Genomic DNA, 17,903 nt, shown 5'->3' with positions numbered 1-17,903 from the left:
GCGGCGTCAGCGCTTGCTCAAGACCAGCGGGCTGATTGGCCTGTTGACGCTAGTTCTGGCGACACACGCTGATGAGCCGGCCTTGCCGAGTGCACATGTTCACGGTCAGGCCACACTGACCGTGGCGGTGGAAGGAAAAGCACTCGAGATCCATCTCGACTCGGCGGCCATGAATCTGCTTGGCTTCGAGCACCGCGCAAACAGCCAGGCGGAGAAACGTCGGCTCACTGCGCTGCGCAAAGAACTGGGCGATGTCCAGCAGCGCCTGCAACTGCAAGGCGGCCAGTGCCAACTGCGTGAGCAGTGGACCAATATCGACGAGCGATTCGAGCCCGGCTCGGACGAGCACCGCGATGTTGCTCACAGGGATATTGAGGCGCGCTACCGCTTCCATTGTGAACGCCCATCAACACTGCGCGGTCTGCAAACTGATCTGCTGAGCAAATACCCTGCGCTGAACTTACTGTCGGTGCAATGGCTTGTTGGAGGTCGACAGGGCGCGTTAACACTGGATAATAGCCGGGACAATGTTTCCTTCAGGTAAGCCCATCATGCACACCACCGCCCAAATTCTCGATCGCGCCGAAGCCAACTGCCGTGCTCACGGTGCCCGGCTGACGGAAAAGCGCAAGCGGGTGCTGTCGGGATTACTGGAAAGCAACAAGGCGATGTCGGCCTACGAGCTGGCCGACTACTGCGGCAAAACCTTCGACGAGCCGATTCCCCCCATGTCCGTGTACCGTATTCTGGATTTTCTGGAAGGTGAAAATCTGGTCCATAAGCTTCACCTTGCCAACAAATATGTGGCCTGCTCACATATCAGTTGCGATCACCGACACGAAGTCCCGCAGTTTTTGATCTGCGATGAATGCGGCACGGTGAAGGAAATCGGCATTAAAAAAGATTTGATCAATACACTGAAGGACAATGTCAGTCAGGCGGGCTATGTGCTGAAAAGTCCGCAACTGGAACTGCATTGCCTCTGTCAGGATTGCGCCAACCTGGCCGCCTGAATACTCCCAGCTAATACACCTATAGCTATGACAACACCGCCAATCGCCGTCGGGCAGTAACCCGACGGCAAGGACCCTGCTTATGTCTGCACTTCACGCCATTCCCTGCAATGTCATTACCGGCTTTCTCGGCGCGGGTAAAACTACCGCGATTCTAGAGCTGCTTAAACAGAAGCCCACCGATGAGCGCTGGGCCGTACTGGTGAATGAGTTTGGCGAAGTGGGTATCGATGGGAGTCTGTACAACGGCAGCGAGTCGGAGGCCAATGGTTTATTTGTTCGCGAAGTCCCGGGCGGCTGTATGTGTTGTACCGCGGGCTTGCCCATGCAGATTGCGCTCAACCGCCTGCTCACCGCCGCCCGCCCTCACCGCCTGCTGATTGAGCCCACCGGACTTGGCCACCCCCGCGAGATCCTGGAGTCACTGAGTGCGGAGCACTATCGCGAGGTGCTCGACCTCAAGAGCACACTGGCACTGGTCGACGCCCGCAAAGTCCACGACGAACGCTATACCCAGCACGCCAGCTTTCGCCAGCAGCTGGCCATTGCCGATGTGATCATCGCGAACAAAGCCGATCTCTACAGCGATGGGGACCTGCCCGCACTGATGGCCTTTCTGGAACAGATCGTTGATCTAAATGAAAAAGCGGTCTACCCCGTGGCGCACGGTCAGGTGGACACAGATTGGCTGAATGGCGCGGCGACAGCGGCCGGCGACACGGCTCAGCATCACCACCACGGCGAGAGCCCCGCGACACTCGACACCCACGCCCTGCCGGAACAGGGCTATGTGAGCGTCGACAATCAGGGCGAAAGTTTCTTCAGCCGGGGCTGGGTTTTTGATCCCGCCTGGACCTTTGACGCCGACAGGCTTTACCAGCTGTTACTCGGGATCAGGGCCGAGCGGATCAAGGGCGTCTTCATTACCGCGCGCGGCATCGTGGCCTATAACAAGGCCGACGAGGTGCTCAGCGAATTTGAGTTGGATGACACGCTAGACAGCCGCATTGAATGCATCAGCAGCGACACTGCCGCCTTCGAAGGTCTGGAAGCGGCGCTACTGGACTGTGTCGTCAGCCGCTGACATCACTCTTCGTCCTCGTAGGGATCAAGACGATCTACCGTCATGGCATAGGCCGAGGTGGCCATTTCATTCTCTGTCAGCGAGGTGCGCATGGTGCCCGACATCCAAAACGGCTCATACAGCGATTCAAGCTTAAAGCCTTTGGGGTATTCGGCATAAATAATCTGGTTCGGCGGTGGCGGTGGCACGTGAATACAGGCGCCGTAATAGGGAACCAGAAAAAAGCGGGTTACTCGCTGCTGCGCGTCATGCTCCAGCGGCACGATAAACCCCGGCACCCTGATCGCCTGACCGTCAAAGGCATCAATCACACGGGTCGAAACCAAGGCTTGCTTGTAGCGCGTATCGTCAACGTCGACCGCGCTGCGATTGTCGAGTTGCCCGGCAATCTGGTCAGCCTCGGTACCGTCCTCAATGTCGTTAAGCGATTCGGGCGGATTCAGAAACGCCTCCAGATCGTCGGCGGGCATCAGCTCAATCCACTCAATCGTTCGATAGTCTGCAGCCTGCGCGCTCGCTGCCATCAAACTGGCAGCGAGCAGCAGCGGTACCCACAGCATTTTCAGTTGCGACACGCCTTTCCCCTGTTTTATGCCGATTTTCAGGTGTCCTTGCTGACACCCGGTGATCCTTGAAGCGCGATATGTTATATCATGATCGACCATCGCCGATACCGATTCTCTGACACCGCTGCATAGGAATTGTGCCTTGCTTGTTCACCTCGACCGTCTGCGCTTTCACTACCCCGGCAGTGACCAGTCGGTACTGAATATTCCCCACTGGTCGGTGGATGCTGGCGAGACAGTGTTTCTGCACGGCGCCTCGGGTAGCGGTAAATCGACCCTGTTGAATCTGCTGAGTGGCATCCTCTTGCCCAGCAGCGGTTCGCTAAGGGTGCTCGACACCGCACTGAACACCCTTTCCTCACGTCGGCGCGATGCCTTTCGTGCCCGGCATATGGGTGTGGTTTTTCAACAGTTCAACCTGATTCCCTATCTGAGCGTCATCGATAACATCCGGCTGGCCCCACATTTCGCCCATCGCCCCTGCAGCATTGACCAGATTAAGGCCATGCTGAGTGCACTGGATTTGGAGATAGCACTCAAGCAGCGGGCCTCACATCTCAGCATTGGTCAACAACAGCGGGTCGCGATTGCGCGGGCCATGATTCATCAGCCCGAGCTGCTGATCGTGGATGAACCCACCTCATCGCTGGATGCGCGCAACCGCGACCGCTTTATGAATCTGCTTCTGGAGCAGGTTAAGCAGCAGAACAGCGCGCTGATTTTTGTCAGTCACGACGCCGAACTCGCCCGACACTTTTCACGGGCGGATAATCTCGAACAGCTCAACTGTGCCGGAGGGCAGTCCTGATGTTTTTGCGCCTCGCCTGGCAAAGCCTGCTCAGCCGCAAAGGATCGGCACTGCTCACTCTCTTCGCCATTACCGTCAGCGTCTTCGTGCTGCTGGGCGTGGAACAGCTCCGCCACCAGGCCCGAAACAGCTTTGGCAATACCGTGTCCGGCGTCGACCTGATTGTGGGAGCTCGCACCGGCGACGTGAACCTGCTGCTGTACTCAGTGTTCCACCTGGGCAATGCCACCAATAATGTTCGCTGGCAGAGTTACCAGTCGATTGCCGACAACCCGGCGGTAGACTGGACCATTCCCCTCTCACTGGGTGATTCCCACAAAGGCTACCGCGTGGTCGGCACCACGGCAGCGTATTTCCAGCACTTTCGCTACGCTCAAGGAGAATCACTGCGCTTCGGCAGCGGTGAAGCCTTCAGCAAGACCCTCGATGTGGTGCTGGGCAGCGATGTGGCCCGCGACTTGAATTACCATCTGGGCGACCAACTGGTGCTGGCCCACGGCATGGGCACGACCAGTTTCAGCAAACACGACGACAAACCCTTCAGCGTCAGCGGCGTTCTCAAGCCCACGGGGACGCCGGTAGACCGGGCCCTGTATGTCAGTCTCGGCGCCATTGAAGCCATTCACGAGGGATGGCAGCACGGCGTGAAACTGCCGGGCCACCTCGGCAATCAGGCGAACCAGCACCACAGCGAAACCCCCGACAATATCACCGCGTTTATGGTGGGCCTTAAATCCAAAATGGCCACCTTCGGACTGCAGCGTCAGATCAACAACTATCGCGGCGAGCCCCTGCAAGCCATTCTGCCCGGTGTTACGCTGAGCCAGCTTTGGGACATGATGTCAGTCATGGAGACAAGCCTGCGGCTGATTTCCGCGCTGGTCCTGCTGGCCGCGCTGCTGGGACTGGCGGCGATGCTGCTGACATCGATCCGCGAACGCCAGCGGGAAATGGCCGTGCTGCGCGCCATCGGTGCCTCGCCGTGGTTCCTGCTGGCGCTGATTGAAATGGAGGCACTGATAATCAGTCTGGGCGCGTCACTGCTCGCCGTCGCCTTGCTATGGTTGAGCACGAGCGTCGCGGGTGAGCTGCTGGCTGAACGCTTCAGCCTGTTTCTCGATGGCACGCTGCTGTCGCCCACGGCCATCAGCTACCTGCTCGCTGTCCTGGGATGCAGTTTGCTGATTGCACTGATTCCCGGTATCAGTGCCTACCGTCAGGCACTTCACCAGCAGCTCAACAACTAGCCGCCACTACCCTAGCGACCACGTCAGCTAGACACAAAAAAGGCGCCGCGTGTGAGCGGCGCCTTGTGGCCTTGCCAATCGCCTTATTTCAGATCGAAGCGATCAGCGTTCATCACCTTGGTCCAGGCCGCCACAAAGTCGTTCACGAACTTCTCGGCGGCATCGTCCTGAGCATACACCTCGGCATAGGCACGCAGTATCGAGTTGGAACCAAACACCAGATCGACCCGTGTGGCGGTCCATTTCACCTCGCCGCTTGCCCGGTCGCAAATCTCGTAGAGATTGCTGCCCTTGGGCACCCAGCTATTGGCCATGTCGGTCAGGTTGACGAAGAAGTCGTTGCTTAACACGCCTTCCCTATCGGTAAACACGCCGTGTTTGCTGCCACCGTGGTTGGTTCCCAGCACACGCATGCCGCCGACCAGCACGGTCATCTCGTGAGCGCTGAGGCCCATCAGTTGCGTGCGATCCAGCATGAGCTCCTCAGCGGAGACCACATAGTCTTTCTTCAGCCAGTTACGGTAGGCGTCATGCAGCGGCTCCAGTGGCTCGAAAGAATCCACATCGGTCATCTCCTGCGTGGCATCACCGCGTCCCGGCGCAAAGGGAACGCTGACCGCGACGCCAGCATTCTTAGCCGCTTTTTCTATCGCCGCACTGCCGCCCAGCACAATCAGATCAGCCAGACTGACCGGTTTGCCGAAGCTGCTTTGAATGCCGTCCATAACGCCCAGTACCTTTTGCAGGCGGGCGGGCTCATTGCCCTCCCAGTCTTTCTGCGGCGCAAGGCGAATGCGGGCACCGTTGGCGCCTCCGCGATAGTCCGAGCCACGGAAAGTCCGCGCGCTGTCCCAGGCCGTGCTGACCAGCTCGGCAACGCTCAGACCGCTGTCGAGCAGACGGCTTTTCAACTCGGCAATGTCCGCATCGCTGAGCTGATACTCTGCAGCCGGTACCGGGTCCTGCCAGATCAAATCTTCTTGCGGTACGTCCGCGCCGAGGTAGCGCGACTTCGGCCCCAGATCCCGGTGGGTCAGTTTGAACCAGGCGCGGGCGAAGACTTCAGAGAAGTACTCGGGATCCTTGTAAAAGCGCTCGGAAATTTTGCGGTATTCCGGATCCATCTTCATCGCCATATCGGCGTCGGTCATGATGGGGTTGTAGCGGATGCTGTCGTCTTCCACATCCACCGGCTTGTCTTCTTCCTTGATATTAACCGGCTCCCACTGCCAGGCGCCGGCGGGGCTTTTCTTCAGTTCCCAGTCGTAGTTCAGTAGCAGATAGAAATAGCCGTTGTCCCACTGGGTGGGGTGTGTAGTCCACGCTCCTTCAATGCCGCTCGTTACCGTATCGCGGCCGATGCCACGCTGAGTTTTATTGATCCACCCCAAGCCCTGGTCTTCCAGCTCGGCGGCTTCCGGGTCCGGACCCAGCAGCGCGGCATCGCCGTTGCCGTGACATTTACCGACGGTGTGACCGCCCGCAGTCAGCGCCACCGTCTCTTCATCGTTCATCGCCATACGTTCAAAGGTAACGCGCACATCGTGAGCGGTTTTCAGTGGATCCGGTTCGCCGTCCACGCCTTCGGGGTTCACGTAGATCAACCCCATCATGACCGCAGCCAGTGGATTTTCCAGATCGCGCTCACCGGAATAGCGGCTGTTGGGACTATCACTGGGTGCCAGCCACTCTTTTTCTGACCCCCAATAGGTGTCTTTTTCCGGGTGCCAGATGTCCTCACGACCACCGGCAAAACCAAAGGTTTTCAGGCCCATGGACTCATAGGCCATATTGCCCGCGAGAATAATCAGATCGGCCCAGGACAGCTTGTTGCCATATTTCTTTTTGATCGGCCACAGCAGGCGCCGTGCCTTGTCGAGGTTAACGTTGTCGGGCCAACTGTTCAGCGGTGCAAAGCGCTGGTTACCCGTACCCGCCCCACCGCGGCCATCGGCCACACGATAGCTGCCCGCCGAATGCCAGGCCATGCGGATCATCAGGCCGCCGTAGTGTCCCCAGTCTGCCGGCCACCAGGGCTGGCTGTCAGTCATCAGCGCTTTCAGGTCGCTCTTGACCGCTTCAAGATCAAGGCTGGAGAAAGCCTCAGCATAATTGAAATCGTCGCCCAGCGGATTGGTTTTGCGGTCATGCTGATGAAGAATGTCGAGATTCAGCGCTTTGGGCCACCAATCCATGGTGGTGTGGTCGTTGCTGGTATTGCCGCCGTGCATAACCGGGCATTTACCCTGCGTAGAACTGTCGCTCATTGAACACCTCTCCTGTCATTGTGTTGTGATGCTGCAAAGGCCTGTATCTGTCGACGATAACATGACCCTGAAAATGTAAAAGCCGAATCACCCAAGCATAGTCGATGGGCACTAAACAGCTAGCGCCACCACAGCCCTGTTGGCATGACTTGCTACGCAATACTGCTTGAGCCAGCTCATCAAATAACGATTTTCGCGCTAATTTGCGAACTGGCTATTACATTGATTGCTGCATCGATAGTACCGCTTTCACAACACGTCCGCGTTTGGCATCTTCAATCGCCTGATTGATCGCGGAAAAAGGATAGGACGTCACCAACTTCTCCAGGGGTAACTCTCCCTGTCGATAGTGTTGTATGAGTCTTGGAACAAAGTCGGCAGGCAGCGCATCGCCTTCGATACAGCCGCGAACCGTCTTGCCCTGCATCAGCAGACTGGCCATATCCAGCGACAGTTCACTGCCCGGTTTGGAGACGCCGACACACAGCAAAGTGCCACGGGAGCGCAGACCGGAAAAGGCCTCGCGCATCACATCGGTAATACCCGTGGTATCCACGACATAGTGCATACCCCCCAATTTTTTGAGGGCTTTCTTCAGCGGCTGCTCTGCCGAGTTCAGCGTCACCGACGCCCCCAGCTCCTCCGCCAAGGCCAGCCGCTGAGGATTAACATCCACTGCCACAATCGGCTCACACCCGGCGATTTTCGCTGCCATAATCGCCGACAGCCCAACCGCCCCGCAGCCTACTACGGCAATCGCACAGCCCTTCTTGGCCTGCAAGGATTCCAGCACTGCCCCGGCGCCGGTAAGCGCACCGCAAGCCAGCGGTGCCATTAACTGCGGCGGCAAATCAGCCTCAAGTTTGACCAGATTAACGGTGGACGCAATCGCATGGCTGGCAAAGGACGACTGTCTGAAAAAATGGCCGCTGACACGCTCGCCACGACAGCTAATCGGCGACGAACCGTCTTCCCTCTGCGCCAGCACCTGAAAGACCGGCGCCTGCTGACAGTAGCCGAGCTGCCCTTCGCGACACGACCCGCAGTGGCCGCAGGCACCGAAGCTCATCAGCACACGGTCCCCCACCGCGAACTGGGTAACGCCCTCTCCCAGCGCCTCGACGATGCCGACACCCTCGTGCCCCAGCACGGCAGGCAGCGGCACCGGCCAATATTGGTCTCTGGCAACGAGGTCTGTATGGCAGATGCCACAGGCTTCTACGCGCACACGCACTTCACCCCGTTGGGGCGCATCCAGTTCGCAGCTCTCCAGCTCGAGAGGCTGCCCCGCTGTTCGGGCAACGGCTGCCGTGATACGCATATCAACCAGCACGCATCAGATAAAAGTAGAGGGGCATCTCATCGCCTTTGCTGTCCATCACACCAAGCAGCTCGGTATCACTCACTCGGCGAAAGTGATCAAAGATGGGGTGCTGGTCATAGACCATAGTCGCCGTAACAACGCCCCGATACTCCACTCGTCTCAGCGACGCTGTGCCCATCACATCATTGACCACCAACTGATCATCCGCATCGGCGCTCATAATAGGATTGACGTCATTCACAGCGGTAAAGCGCTTACCGGCCCAGCCCAGTTTCTCGAGCATCGCCTCACCGCGATGCCCCGTGTTGAAACAGCCTCCGCGCCAGTCGCCCAACATATCCTGACATTCCACAGCGGGGAGACTGTCGAACAGCTCGTGCAAGGTATCAATCGGTAGAAGGCCGGGGTTATCCAGCAGTGACGCCAATACGGGAGAGCGTGGCATGGTGTGTTCCTCTTTGATGATGTGGCTGCGGTTTCACCAAGGGACGCATTCAGTCAGCAATACACTTGAATGCCCTTGGGGAAACTCACGCCATGAAAGAGGCCTACGCTAACAAAACCGTGGACGAATGATATGGACCAAGCTGCCGGGAAACGGCCTTGAGCGCCAACGCGCAGACGGGGGGCAGTATCTTGTTAGCAGGCTAAACGCCATCAGACATCGAGAGACAAGCAGACATCGGGCTGCAAACCCTCCAGCTCGCGGTGCGATACCACGATCAGAATTCGCGATTCCCGCTCGCGGCTCAGCAAGACCGACAAGCGTTCTATAACCGCTTGATCCAGCCCCTCAAAAGGCTCGTCCATCAGCCAGACCGGCGCATCACTGAGCAGTGCCCGGGCGATGCCGAGGCGCTTTTTCTCGCCCCCGGATAGCAGGCGGCCGGTTTCACCCAGCCACTGGTCCAGACCGTCATTCAGCACGGCTTCCAGGCCGGTCGCCACGAGGGCATCGCGCAGTGCATCGTCGCTGGCACCGGGCGCGGCCAACAGCAGGTTTTGCCGCAGTGTATCGGCCAGCACGACCGGAAACTGCTCGATGTACAGCAGGTTTCTCCGGCGCTGGGCCGGTGATATCGTCGACACGTCACCGCCATTGATGAGCAGCTTCCCGCTCATTGGCAACAGCCCGGCAATTGCCAGCAGCAGTGAGCTTTTGCCGCTGCCGGAACTGCCCTGCACCAGCGCCAGCTCGCCGCGTCGCAGCGTCAAATCCAGACCCGATTCGTGGAACTGTCCTCGCTGCGGGCACAGCGACGACAAGCTCAGCGTATCAATCGGCAGTCGCGCGACGCCCTCCTCTCCGTCGACGGCAACGCGATCGCTCACCGCCATCAGCTTGTGCAGTTCTGCCTCGGCGAGCTGGGCTTCGGCCAAGGGCGACATGGCACGGATTGCCGGCCCCAACCAGTCCGGTAACGACAGACAGAAAAACAGACCCAGCATTAAATACGGACTGCCCAGCCACTCCTGCGGGGGCGCAGCGGCCGCAAACAGGAGCAGCGACATCGCAAAGGCAGTCATTCGCCAATCGCCCCAGTTTTCCGTTTCGCGCAAGCGGTGACGCGCAGACTGCCAATCCGTCTGGCTGGCCTCCAACGTCCGGTTTGACATGCCGTGATGCCAGAGCGAAGCCGATGTCAGGTAGTGCTCGATAGCCGCCGTATACGCTGTTTGTCCTTTTGACAGCTGACTCCGCTGACGGTGCAGGCCACGCCACTGCCACAGCGCGATCAACAGCGCCGCAGGCACCGTGATGGCGAGCAACAGCAACAGCGGAGGGAAAACCAGCAGGCCAAAAATACTCAGCAGCAGCGCCAGTACGGCTGCGGAAATCAGCGGGAACAACGCGGCGATATCCCGGCTGGCCAGCGCGTCCGTGTGTTGACCCAATCGCTCCAGTTCTTCGGCACGACTCTCGTCGGCACGGCCATTCATCACGCCATCGAATACCGACAGCCGAAGCTGACTGACCTTATCCAACAATGCCGCATGACCGAAGTATTTCTCGCCATAGCCCGCGAGAATCCGCAGCAGCGCCAGAAAGCGAATCATCGCCGCGGGAATCACATAGTTAAACGTGGCAGCGAGGGGCGCCAAGCCAGCCACAGCGCTGGCGGCAATAAACCAGCCGGACAACAGCAGTAATACCACCCCCGCCATCAAGTGCGTGGTAGACAGCGCCATGGCCGCATAACGCTCAGTGCGCATCGTAACCTCGCTGTGCATCCAAGACTGGCGGCTTGCCCAGGACAAGGCCGCCATCAATAATCTGCCATTGCTCAGTGAAGAAATCGTTCATTGTCTGGCCGTGGGCGATCCAGACCACCGTGCGATCCGCTAGCTGCCGCTGCAGTAAAGCCGTAATGGCCTCGCGCTGCTCTGGTGCCAAATGTGCCGTCGGCTCGTCGAGAAACGCCACACTGGCCTGCTGCAACACCAGCCGGGCAATCGCCAGGCGCTGACGCTGACCGCCAGACAGGGGCGGATAGTCGCCCATTAGCGTGTCCAGGCCCTGAGACTGTTGCGCCAGCCACTCGCCGAGACCGACATCGTCCAATGCCGCCAGCAATCGCGCATCGTCCAGAGGCTGACCCAGTGTGAGATTCTCGCGAATGCTGCCCGGCAACACGGGCGGCGACTGATCCAGCCACGCGACATCGCCGCGCTCAAGGCAAGACATGCGCGTGTCGCTGCGCACCGGGCGCTGCCCCAGTAGCGCCTCAAGCAAACTGGTTTTGCCGCTGCCGGAAGCGCCGCTGAGCAAAATCCGCGCGCCGTTGCCGAGAGTCAATCCGGGCACACTAAGAATGCTGTGTTCCGCATCTGATGCCAGCACCTTGAACGGCGACAGTGTCAGAGGAAGACCCCGAGGCGTCACGGCCAGCGGCGGCAGATCGAGAATGGACTGCAATTCATCGGCCGCACCAAGGGCTTCGGCTTTGCTGTGGTAGTGACGCCCGAGCAGGCGCAACTCACTGAAAAACAGCGGCGCCAGTAACAGCATGAACAGGCCATCCCGCAAACTGAGACCACTGGACCAGTGACCGAAGCTGATTTCACCCAGCAATGAAAAACCGACGAATACCGCAACCAGCGCGATGGACAGCGTGGTGAAAAAATCGAGCACCGAGGACGACAGAAACGCCAGGCTGACAACGTTCAGAGTGCGCTGTTTCAGATCCGTCGAGGCGTCGTTAAAGAACGCCCGCTCCGCCCCTACCCGATTAAATACCTGCAGCAGTTGCCGTGCCCGCAGCCGGTCGAGAAACAGGCCCGTCAGCCGCTCGATGGCGACAAAGTGCTCGCGATGCGCGACTGCCGCGCCCATACCGACCAACCACATAAACAGCGGCACCAGCGGTGCGGTTACCAATAACGTCAGGGCTACCAGCCAACTGAAGGGCAATACAGTCACCAAGACCAGCAGCGGGACCAGCACCGCCAGCAGTGTCTGGGGAACGTAATCACAGAAGTAAAGCTGGAGCGCCGACACGCGCCGGGTAAGAAAGGATTGCCAGCTCGCCACACTGTAATCGCGAATCAGCGCCAGACTGCGCTCGTCAAGACGCCGGCGCAAAGCACTCTGATAGTGGGTTTGAACACAGTCAGCCAGACCTCCGCGAAACCGCTCCCGCAGGCGTTGAAACAGCAACTGCACGACGAGCGCGCTGCCCAGCCCCAGCAGCAGTCCGGGGCTGGCGCGCCGCCCATCAATCACCCACTGTTGAGCGAGCGTTGCCAACAGAAAAAGCGCCGCGACCTGAGCGATGGTTGCCACCATCGACAGGCCAACGACGCCCGATACACGGCGGCGAAACCGCTTGCCTTCCGTGCGTAACCAAGCGGCTAACTCGCACTTGTCGCGCGCGAGCTCAGCCGCCATACCATGACCACCGGCTTCGCATCACGGCCCTACTGATCGTCCACCTCGCGGTCGAGGTTTTCAACGCTCTCCAGCCACATGGCATTGATAATGCCGAATGAGCAGGCCAGCAATACACCGAGAATCCAAGTGAAATACCACATCGTTCGTCTCTCCTTGCCTGTCAGTACAGTGAATGGCCATTTTCAGCAATATGCGATTCGCGAATCCGCCCGCGCATGACGTAGAAGGTCCAGGCGGTGTAAGACAGCACAATCGGCACCAGTACAACGGCGACCCAGAACATCACCGAGAGTGTGAAGTGGCTGGAGGTGGCATCCCACACTGTCAGCGAAGCACTCGGCATGGTGGTACTGGGCATCAGGAACGGGAACATGGAGAAGCCCGCAGTCAGAATGATGCCTGCCAGACTGATACAACTGGCGACAAAGGCCCAACCAGCCCGGTGTGAGCGCGACTGCAGGCTCACCAGAATCGGACCGACAATCCCCAGAACCGGCGCAATCAGCATCCACGGGTACCGGGCGTAATTATCCAGCCAGCCACCGGGCACGGTGTCCACCGACTTGAGTACCGGATTGGACGCCGCATTCCCATCGACCGGTGAGGTAATCACATACCCATCAAGTCCAAAGGCCACCCACACACCGGCGAGAATAAACAGCACCGGCGTGACGATTCCCAGACGCTGGGCCACCAGTTCGGCGCGACCACGCAGGGTATCGGCAGTTTTCATTTGCAGCCAGGTGGCCCCGTGCATCATCAGCATACTGACGCTGATCAAGCCGGACAAAAGTGCAAACGGCGTAAGCAGGCCGAAGAAGGACCCAGTGTAGGTCGCTTTCAAGTTGCCATCGAACTCAAACGGAACGCCCAGCAACAGATTGCCGAAGGCCACGCCGAAAATCAGCGCGGGAACCAGGCCGCCACAGAACAGCGCCCAGTCCCAACTCGCGCGCCAGCGCGGATCTTCCAGCTTGCTGCGGTAATCAAAGCCCAGCGGACGCATCCACAGGGCCACCAGGGTGAGCATCAAAGCCAGATAGAAGCCGGAAAATGCCGTTGCGTAAATCAGCGGCCAAGCGGCAAAGATCGCGCCACCCGCCGTAATAAACCACACCTGGTTGCCGTCCCAGTGAGGCCCGATCGTGTTAATCAGCACCCGGCGTTCGTCGTCATTGCGCCCCACCAAGGTGAGCAGTGCTCCGACGCCGAGATCGAAGCCGTCGGTGATGGCGAAGCCAATCAGCAGCACACCGACCAACAGCCACCAGATAATTCTCAGGGTTTCGTAATCAATCATGACTCCACTCCTTGCAGGCGCTCAGCCGACGCAGCGGGTGCGATAACGCCCGGCCCTTTGCGTGCAAACTTGATCATCAGGGACAGGCCAATAATGAACATCACGGTGTAGAACACGGTGACGGCGATCAGCGAGATCACCACATCACTCACCGCCAGATTGGAAACCGCCGTGTGGATGGGCAGAATCTCGGCAATCGCCCAGGGCTGGCGGCCATACTCGGCAACAAACCACCCCGCCTCACTGGCAATCCACGGCAAGGGCAGACTGAACAGGGCGAGCTTCAGCAACCAACGGGGCTTCTCTTGCCCGTGGCGAGCGCTGTAGAAAAACGCCAGCGCGAAGACCAGCAGCATGAAGAAGCCACACGCCACCATCAGACGGAAGGCCCAGAACAGGGGCGCGATTTTGGGGATGCTGGCATCAACGGCAGCCTGCACCTCGGCATCGGTCGGTGCACTCAGGTCTTCGGCATAGGCATCCAGCAGCAGGCCATAGCCCAGACTGCTCTTCACCGAATCAAACTGCGCGTTTTCCTCTTCGCTGAGACCTTCGCTGCGCATTTTTTGCAGCAGGATACTGGCCTGCGCGCCCTGATAAATTTTCTCTCGGTGCTGTTCCTTAAGGTCTGCCAGACCAATCACCGGCTCATCCAGCGAGCGCGTGGCGATCAGCCCCATCACATAGGGAATGCGAATCGCGTAGTCGGTATGCTGTGTCTCTTCGTTAGGCATCCCGAACAGCGTGAACGCCGCTGGAGGCTCATGGGTTTCCCACTCGGCTTCCACCGCAGCCAGTTTCACCTGCTGCACATCGCCCAGCTCGTAACCGCTCTCATCGCCAAGAACAATCACCGACAGGGCTGAAGCCAGACCGAAACTTGCCGCAATCGCGAAAGAGCGGCGAGCAAATGCCATGTGGCGGTTGCGCAGCAAGTAATAAGAAGAAATGGCCAGCACAAACATGGAGCCGGTCACGTAGCCCGCAGATACGGTATGAACAAACTTCACCTGGGCTACCGGGTTCATCACCAAATCGGCAAAGCTCTGCATCTCCATCCGCATGGTTTCCGGATTGAAAACCGAGCCTTCCGGGTTCTGCATCCAGCCGTTGGCGATCAGAATCCACAGCGCAGAGAAGTTACTGCCAAGGGCTACCAGCCAGGTCACCATCAAATGCTTGACCTTGGACAAGCGATCCCAGCCGAAAAAGAACAGACCGATGAACGTCGACTCGAGGAAGAAGGCCATCAGGCCCTCGATCGCCAGCGGCGCACCGAAAATATCGCCGACATAATGGGAGTAGTAAGACCAGTTCATTCCGAACTGGAATTCCATGGTAATCCCCGTGGCAACACCGATGGCAAAGTTAATGCCAAACAGCTTGCCCCAGAACTTGGTCATTTCCTTATAGACCTCGCGTCCCGTCATCACATAGACGGACTCCATGATGGCCAACAGGAAAGTCAGACCGAGGGTCAGGGGAACAAAAATGAAATGGTACATCGCGGTGACTGCAAACTGCAGGCGCGATAGCTCGATCAGGGTTTCATTCATTGCTCAGCTCTCTCTGCCGTGGTGCGGGTGGTCGCAACCGCTAACCAGGGAGGCTAACGGCGTAGCAGCTTTACCCAGAAGGCTCAGTGTTCAGGCCAACGACCTAAATACTGTTGTCGTGACGAGTATAGAGTCTTTATGCAATAAAGTTCGACCCTTATTCCATGTCGAATTTATTGCCGTTGACTTACGTCAAGGAACACGGGGGCTTCAGACGAAGCAGCGCGACAATGTGTCGCAGCAGCAGGTTCTGCAAACAACAGAAACAGGCACGCAGCTCGCCGAAAACGAATGCCATCTCATACAGGGGTGCCCCTCCGCATTACCACGTCATTGGAAACTCACTAACTCTCCCCATTGATAGATTCGATCGCTGTGCCTCGCTTAGACTCGCTACCTGATAGGAAAACACGGAGAAACCACCGCAGGAATTGTCGCCGCAATTCTTGATATGCCCACACCGGCAAGACCATCCATTCCGTTTATAAATCTAATAAAAGAAAGGAAGCTTCGATGCCAAAACACAAGTCCTCACTATGCTGGCTATTTGCCGCGACGGCCGCTTTTCCCGCAAGCATGCCGCAAGCAGCCCCGCTGTCGACAACGCTTGAGGAAGTGCTTGTCACAGCACAGCGACGGGAAGAAAGTATGCAGGAAACGCCGATATCGGTAACGGCGATCAGCAGCGATACACTGACTGAAATCGGTGCGACAGACGTCAGTGGCGTCTCTGACTACACGCCCGGTCTGGTGATTACCCCCACTATTGGCGGCTCGGTGAACGCCGGCATTACTATTCGCGGTGCCGGCAACTTCAGCAACAATCTGAGCCGAGACAATGCGGTAGGCATGTACCTGAATGGCGTTCCCATCTCGAAGACCTCGGGCGCCATTTTTGATGCGGTCGACCTTGAGCGTATTGAGGTGCTTCGCGGCCCACAGGGAACGCTCTATGGAAAAAACACCATCGGCGGCGCTATCAACCTCATCACGCAAAAACCCAGTGGCGAATGGGGCGGACAGTTACGCGCAGGCATCGGCAACAAACGGCTGCGTGAAACCCGCGCATCGGTGGACCTGCCCTCTGCGGGCACAGTTGGTGAGGGGCTTGGCGAATTCAGCATGCGTGGCTCGGGGTTCTATCGCAAGCGTGACGGTTTCTACAAGAACGACGGTCCGTCGAGTGATGACTTCGACAACCGCGATCAGTGGGGGCTGCGTTTCGATGCGAGCTTGCTGCTCACCGAGCGTTTCAGCGTCGACTATGGCTACGACAGGTTCAATGCTGACCAAACACCGCCCATGCTGGCACTGACCAATTCAGACGCCTTCGCGTTCGTCTCGCCGCAACTCAATCCCTTTGTTGCCGCCGCCACACAGACCCGCCGCCCCGACGCCATCAGCAACGACAGCGCAATCACCAGCCAGTCAACCGTGAGCGGACACACGCTGACGCTCCACTACGATATGCCCGGCACGGCCATCGGTGATCTGAGCTTCAAATCGATTACCGGCTATCGCGATCTTCATACACTGAGCATGAGTGATTTTGACGGCACTGCGCTGGACCTGTTTCGCTTCAAAATCGAGAACGATTTTGATCAACTCACGCAGGAATTCCAGTTGGTCGGCAGCACTGAACGCACACAGTATGTCGTCGGTCTTTTTTACTACGAAGACGACTGGTACACCGACAATCCACGCTGGCTGTTCCAACTGGGTGGCAACGACTTTGATGTCAGCCAACGCGGTGCAGAAAATGTCTCCACGGCGGTCTTCGGACAACTGACCTGGACGCCCGATATGTTTGATGACCGCATGGATCTGACCCTCGGCGGACGCTGGACGGAAGAAACCAAAGACGCGACGAACCTTGCCAAAGATATCAGCATCTACAATCAGGACCCGTCTGACCCCAACGCGGGCGTCTTCGTTCGAGACCCGGCAGGTAACCCCGTACTGACGGCGTCCGGCGACTTGATTCCGATCAATGCTGATGACCAGTGGCGTGAGTTCACCCCCATGGCAAACGTTACCTGGCGTTTTAACGACGATGTTCACGGCTACGCAAAAGTGTCCACCGGCTTCAAGAGCGGTGGCTTCAACGGGGTCGCCACCAGCAATGCGGCGTTCACCACCCCCTTCTCGCCAGAGACCATGACCGGCTACGAAGTTGGCCTGAAATCGCGCCTTCTGGACCAACGCCTGCAGCTAAACATGTCGGTCTTTTACAATGACTACGACGATTTCCAGGGCGACCGCTTTGTTCAGGAAGTGGTCGGCACCCTTATCGTCAACGCGGGTAGCGCAAGCTTACAGGGGATGGAGCTTGAACTGGTCGCACGCCCGACAGCGAACCTGGATATCACGCTGAACTACTCGCTGCTGGATGCAAGTTATGACGAGTTTATTGGTGATGGCGGTGTCGACGTCTCCAGGCAACGTCAATTCGCCTACGCGCCTGAAAATACGGTCTTCGCGTCCATTAAGTACAGCTTTGATCCCTTCAGTTTCGGCAGCCTGTCGGCGCGTCTGGACTACTACTGGACAGACGATTACTACATTACGATCATCGACGACCCCACCACCAATGTCGACGCTTACAGCCTGATTAACGCCCGTATCGACCTCAGCGATATTCCCGTGGGCTCGGGAGAACTGCGCATCTCGGCATGGGGGAAAAACCTCAGCGACGAGGAATACTGGAACACCGCGATCAATCTGACGGCATTTACCATCAACCAATGGGCTGATCCACGGAGTTACGGTCTGGAGCTCGCCTACCGTTTCTGATCCTCACAGGCTAAACACCGAACACGGGCAGGCAGCGACAGCGCTCAATACGC

General features: G+C 58.2%; 15 protein-coding genes. 6 read left to right on the top strand and 9 right to left on the bottom strand.

The genetic code is table 11. The annotated features are described in order from the left end of the window. Positions 1-13: 13 nt before the first annotated feature. The 3 genes from G411_RS0117030 to G411_RS0117020 all read left to right on the top strand — a co-directional run bounded on the left by G411_RS0117030 (position 14) and on the right by G411_RS0117020 (position 2,097). On the top strand, positions 14-544 hold the full coding sequence (locus G411_RS0117030) for a ZrgA family zinc uptake protein (protein WP_022960417.1): 531 nt from the start codon (positions 14-16) through the stop codon (positions 542-544). 7 nt (positions 545-551) lie between these two features. Next, positions 552-1,013, top strand: coding sequence for a Fur family transcriptional regulator (locus G411_RS0117025; RefSeq protein ID WP_022960416.1), 462 nt, complete (start codon positions 552-554; stop codon positions 1,011-1,013). Positions 1,014-1,095: 82 nt separating this feature from the next. Beyond that, positions 1,096-2,097 carry a CobW family GTP-binding protein gene (locus G411_RS0117020; protein ID WP_022960415.1) on the top strand — a complete coding sequence of 334 codons (1,002 nt, stop codon included), beginning with the start codon at positions 1,096-1,098 and terminating at the stop codon, positions 2,095-2,097. A gap of 2 nt (positions 2,098-2,099) precedes the next feature. On the opposite strand, the gene G411_RS0117015 is transcribed toward G411_RS0117020, so the two are convergent. Further along, entirely contained in the window at positions 2,100-2,672 is a 573-nt protein-coding gene (locus tag G411_RS0117015) for a DUF3299 domain-containing protein (protein WP_022960414.1), read from the bottom strand. A gap of 133 nt (positions 2,673-2,805) precedes the next feature. Here G411_RS0117015 and G411_RS0117010 point away from each other — a divergent pair, with 133 nt between their 5' ends. Together G411_RS0117010 and G411_RS0117005 are read left to right on the top strand one after the other, a co-directional pair. After that, on the top strand, positions 2,806-3,471 hold the full coding sequence (locus G411_RS0117010; RefSeq protein WP_022960413.1) for an ABC transporter ATP-binding protein: 666 nt from the start codon (positions 2,806-2,808) through the stop codon (positions 3,469-3,471). Further along, entirely contained in the window at positions 3,471-4,718 is a 1,248-nt protein-coding gene (locus G411_RS0117005; RefSeq protein ID WP_022960412.1) for an ABC transporter permease, read from the top strand. Before G411_RS0117010 ends, G411_RS0117005 begins: the two co-directional genes overlap by 1 nt. A gap of 83 nt (positions 4,719-4,801) precedes the next feature. Here the strand turns inward: G411_RS0117005 and katG are convergent, their stop codons facing one another. The 8 genes from katG to G411_RS0116965 all read right to left on the bottom strand — a co-directional run bounded on the left by katG (position 4,802) and on the right by G411_RS0116965 (position 15,057). Next, positions 4,802-6,985 (bottom strand): catalase/peroxidase HPI, encoded by a 2,184-nt coding sequence (katG, locus tag G411_RS0117000; RefSeq protein ID WP_022960411.1) that lies wholly within the window; start codon positions 6,983-6,985, stop codon positions 4,802-4,804. 217 nt (positions 6,986-7,202) lie between these two features. After that, positions 7,203-8,306 carry an NAD(P)-dependent alcohol dehydrogenase gene (locus G411_RS0116995; RefSeq protein WP_028968558.1) on the bottom strand — a complete coding sequence of 368 codons (1,104 nt, stop codon included), beginning with the start codon at positions 8,304-8,306 and terminating at the stop codon, positions 7,203-7,205. A 1-nt stretch (position 8,307) separates the two neighbouring features. Further along, entirely contained in the window at positions 8,308-8,754 is a 447-nt protein-coding gene (locus G411_RS0116990) for a DUF4334 domain-containing protein (RefSeq protein ID WP_022960409.1), read from the bottom strand. A gap of 212 nt (positions 8,755-8,966) precedes the next feature. Continuing rightward, entirely contained in the window at positions 8,967-10,523 is a 1,557-nt protein-coding gene (locus tag G411_RS0116985) for an ATP-binding cassette domain-containing protein (protein ID WP_022960408.1), read from the bottom strand. Continuing rightward, positions 10,513-12,198, bottom strand: coding sequence for an ABC transporter ATP-binding protein/permease (locus G411_RS21000; RefSeq protein WP_022960407.1), 1,686 nt, complete (start codon positions 12,196-12,198; stop codon positions 10,513-10,515). Before G411_RS21000 ends, G411_RS0116985 begins: the two co-directional genes overlap by 11 nt. 29 nt (positions 12,199-12,227) lie before the next feature. Continuing rightward, positions 12,228-12,341, bottom strand: coding sequence for a cytochrome bd-I oxidase subunit CydX (gene cydX / locus G411_RS21955; RefSeq protein WP_022960406.1), 114 nt, complete (start codon positions 12,339-12,341; stop codon positions 12,228-12,230). Between the two features lie 20 nt (positions 12,342-12,361). Further along, positions 12,362-13,501 carry a cytochrome d ubiquinol oxidase subunit II gene (cydB, locus tag G411_RS0116970; RefSeq protein ID WP_022960405.1) on the bottom strand — a complete coding sequence of 380 codons (1,140 nt, stop codon included), beginning with the start codon at positions 13,499-13,501 and terminating at the stop codon, positions 12,362-12,364. After that, positions 13,498-15,057 (bottom strand): cytochrome ubiquinol oxidase subunit I, encoded by a 1,560-nt coding sequence (locus G411_RS0116965; protein WP_022960404.1) that lies wholly within the window; start codon positions 15,055-15,057, stop codon positions 13,498-13,500. The genes cydB and G411_RS0116965 overlap by 4 nt, the downstream gene beginning before the upstream one ends. 513 nt (positions 15,058-15,570) lie before the next feature. Here G411_RS0116965 and G411_RS20995 point away from each other — a divergent pair. Then, positions 15,571-17,850, top strand: coding sequence for a TonB-dependent receptor (locus G411_RS20995; protein WP_084495647.1), 2,280 nt, complete (start codon positions 15,571-15,573; stop codon positions 17,848-17,850). Positions 17,851-17,903 lie beyond the last annotated feature (53 nt).

Source organism: Spongiibacter tropicus DSM 19543 (genome assembly GCF_000420325.1).
GTDB classification, from domain to species: Bacteria; Pseudomonadota; Gammaproteobacteria; order Pseudomonadales; family Spongiibacteraceae; genus Spongiibacter; species Spongiibacter tropicus.
Note: the sequence above shows the minus strand (reverse complement) of the source record. Positions and strands in the feature narration are given on the sequence as shown.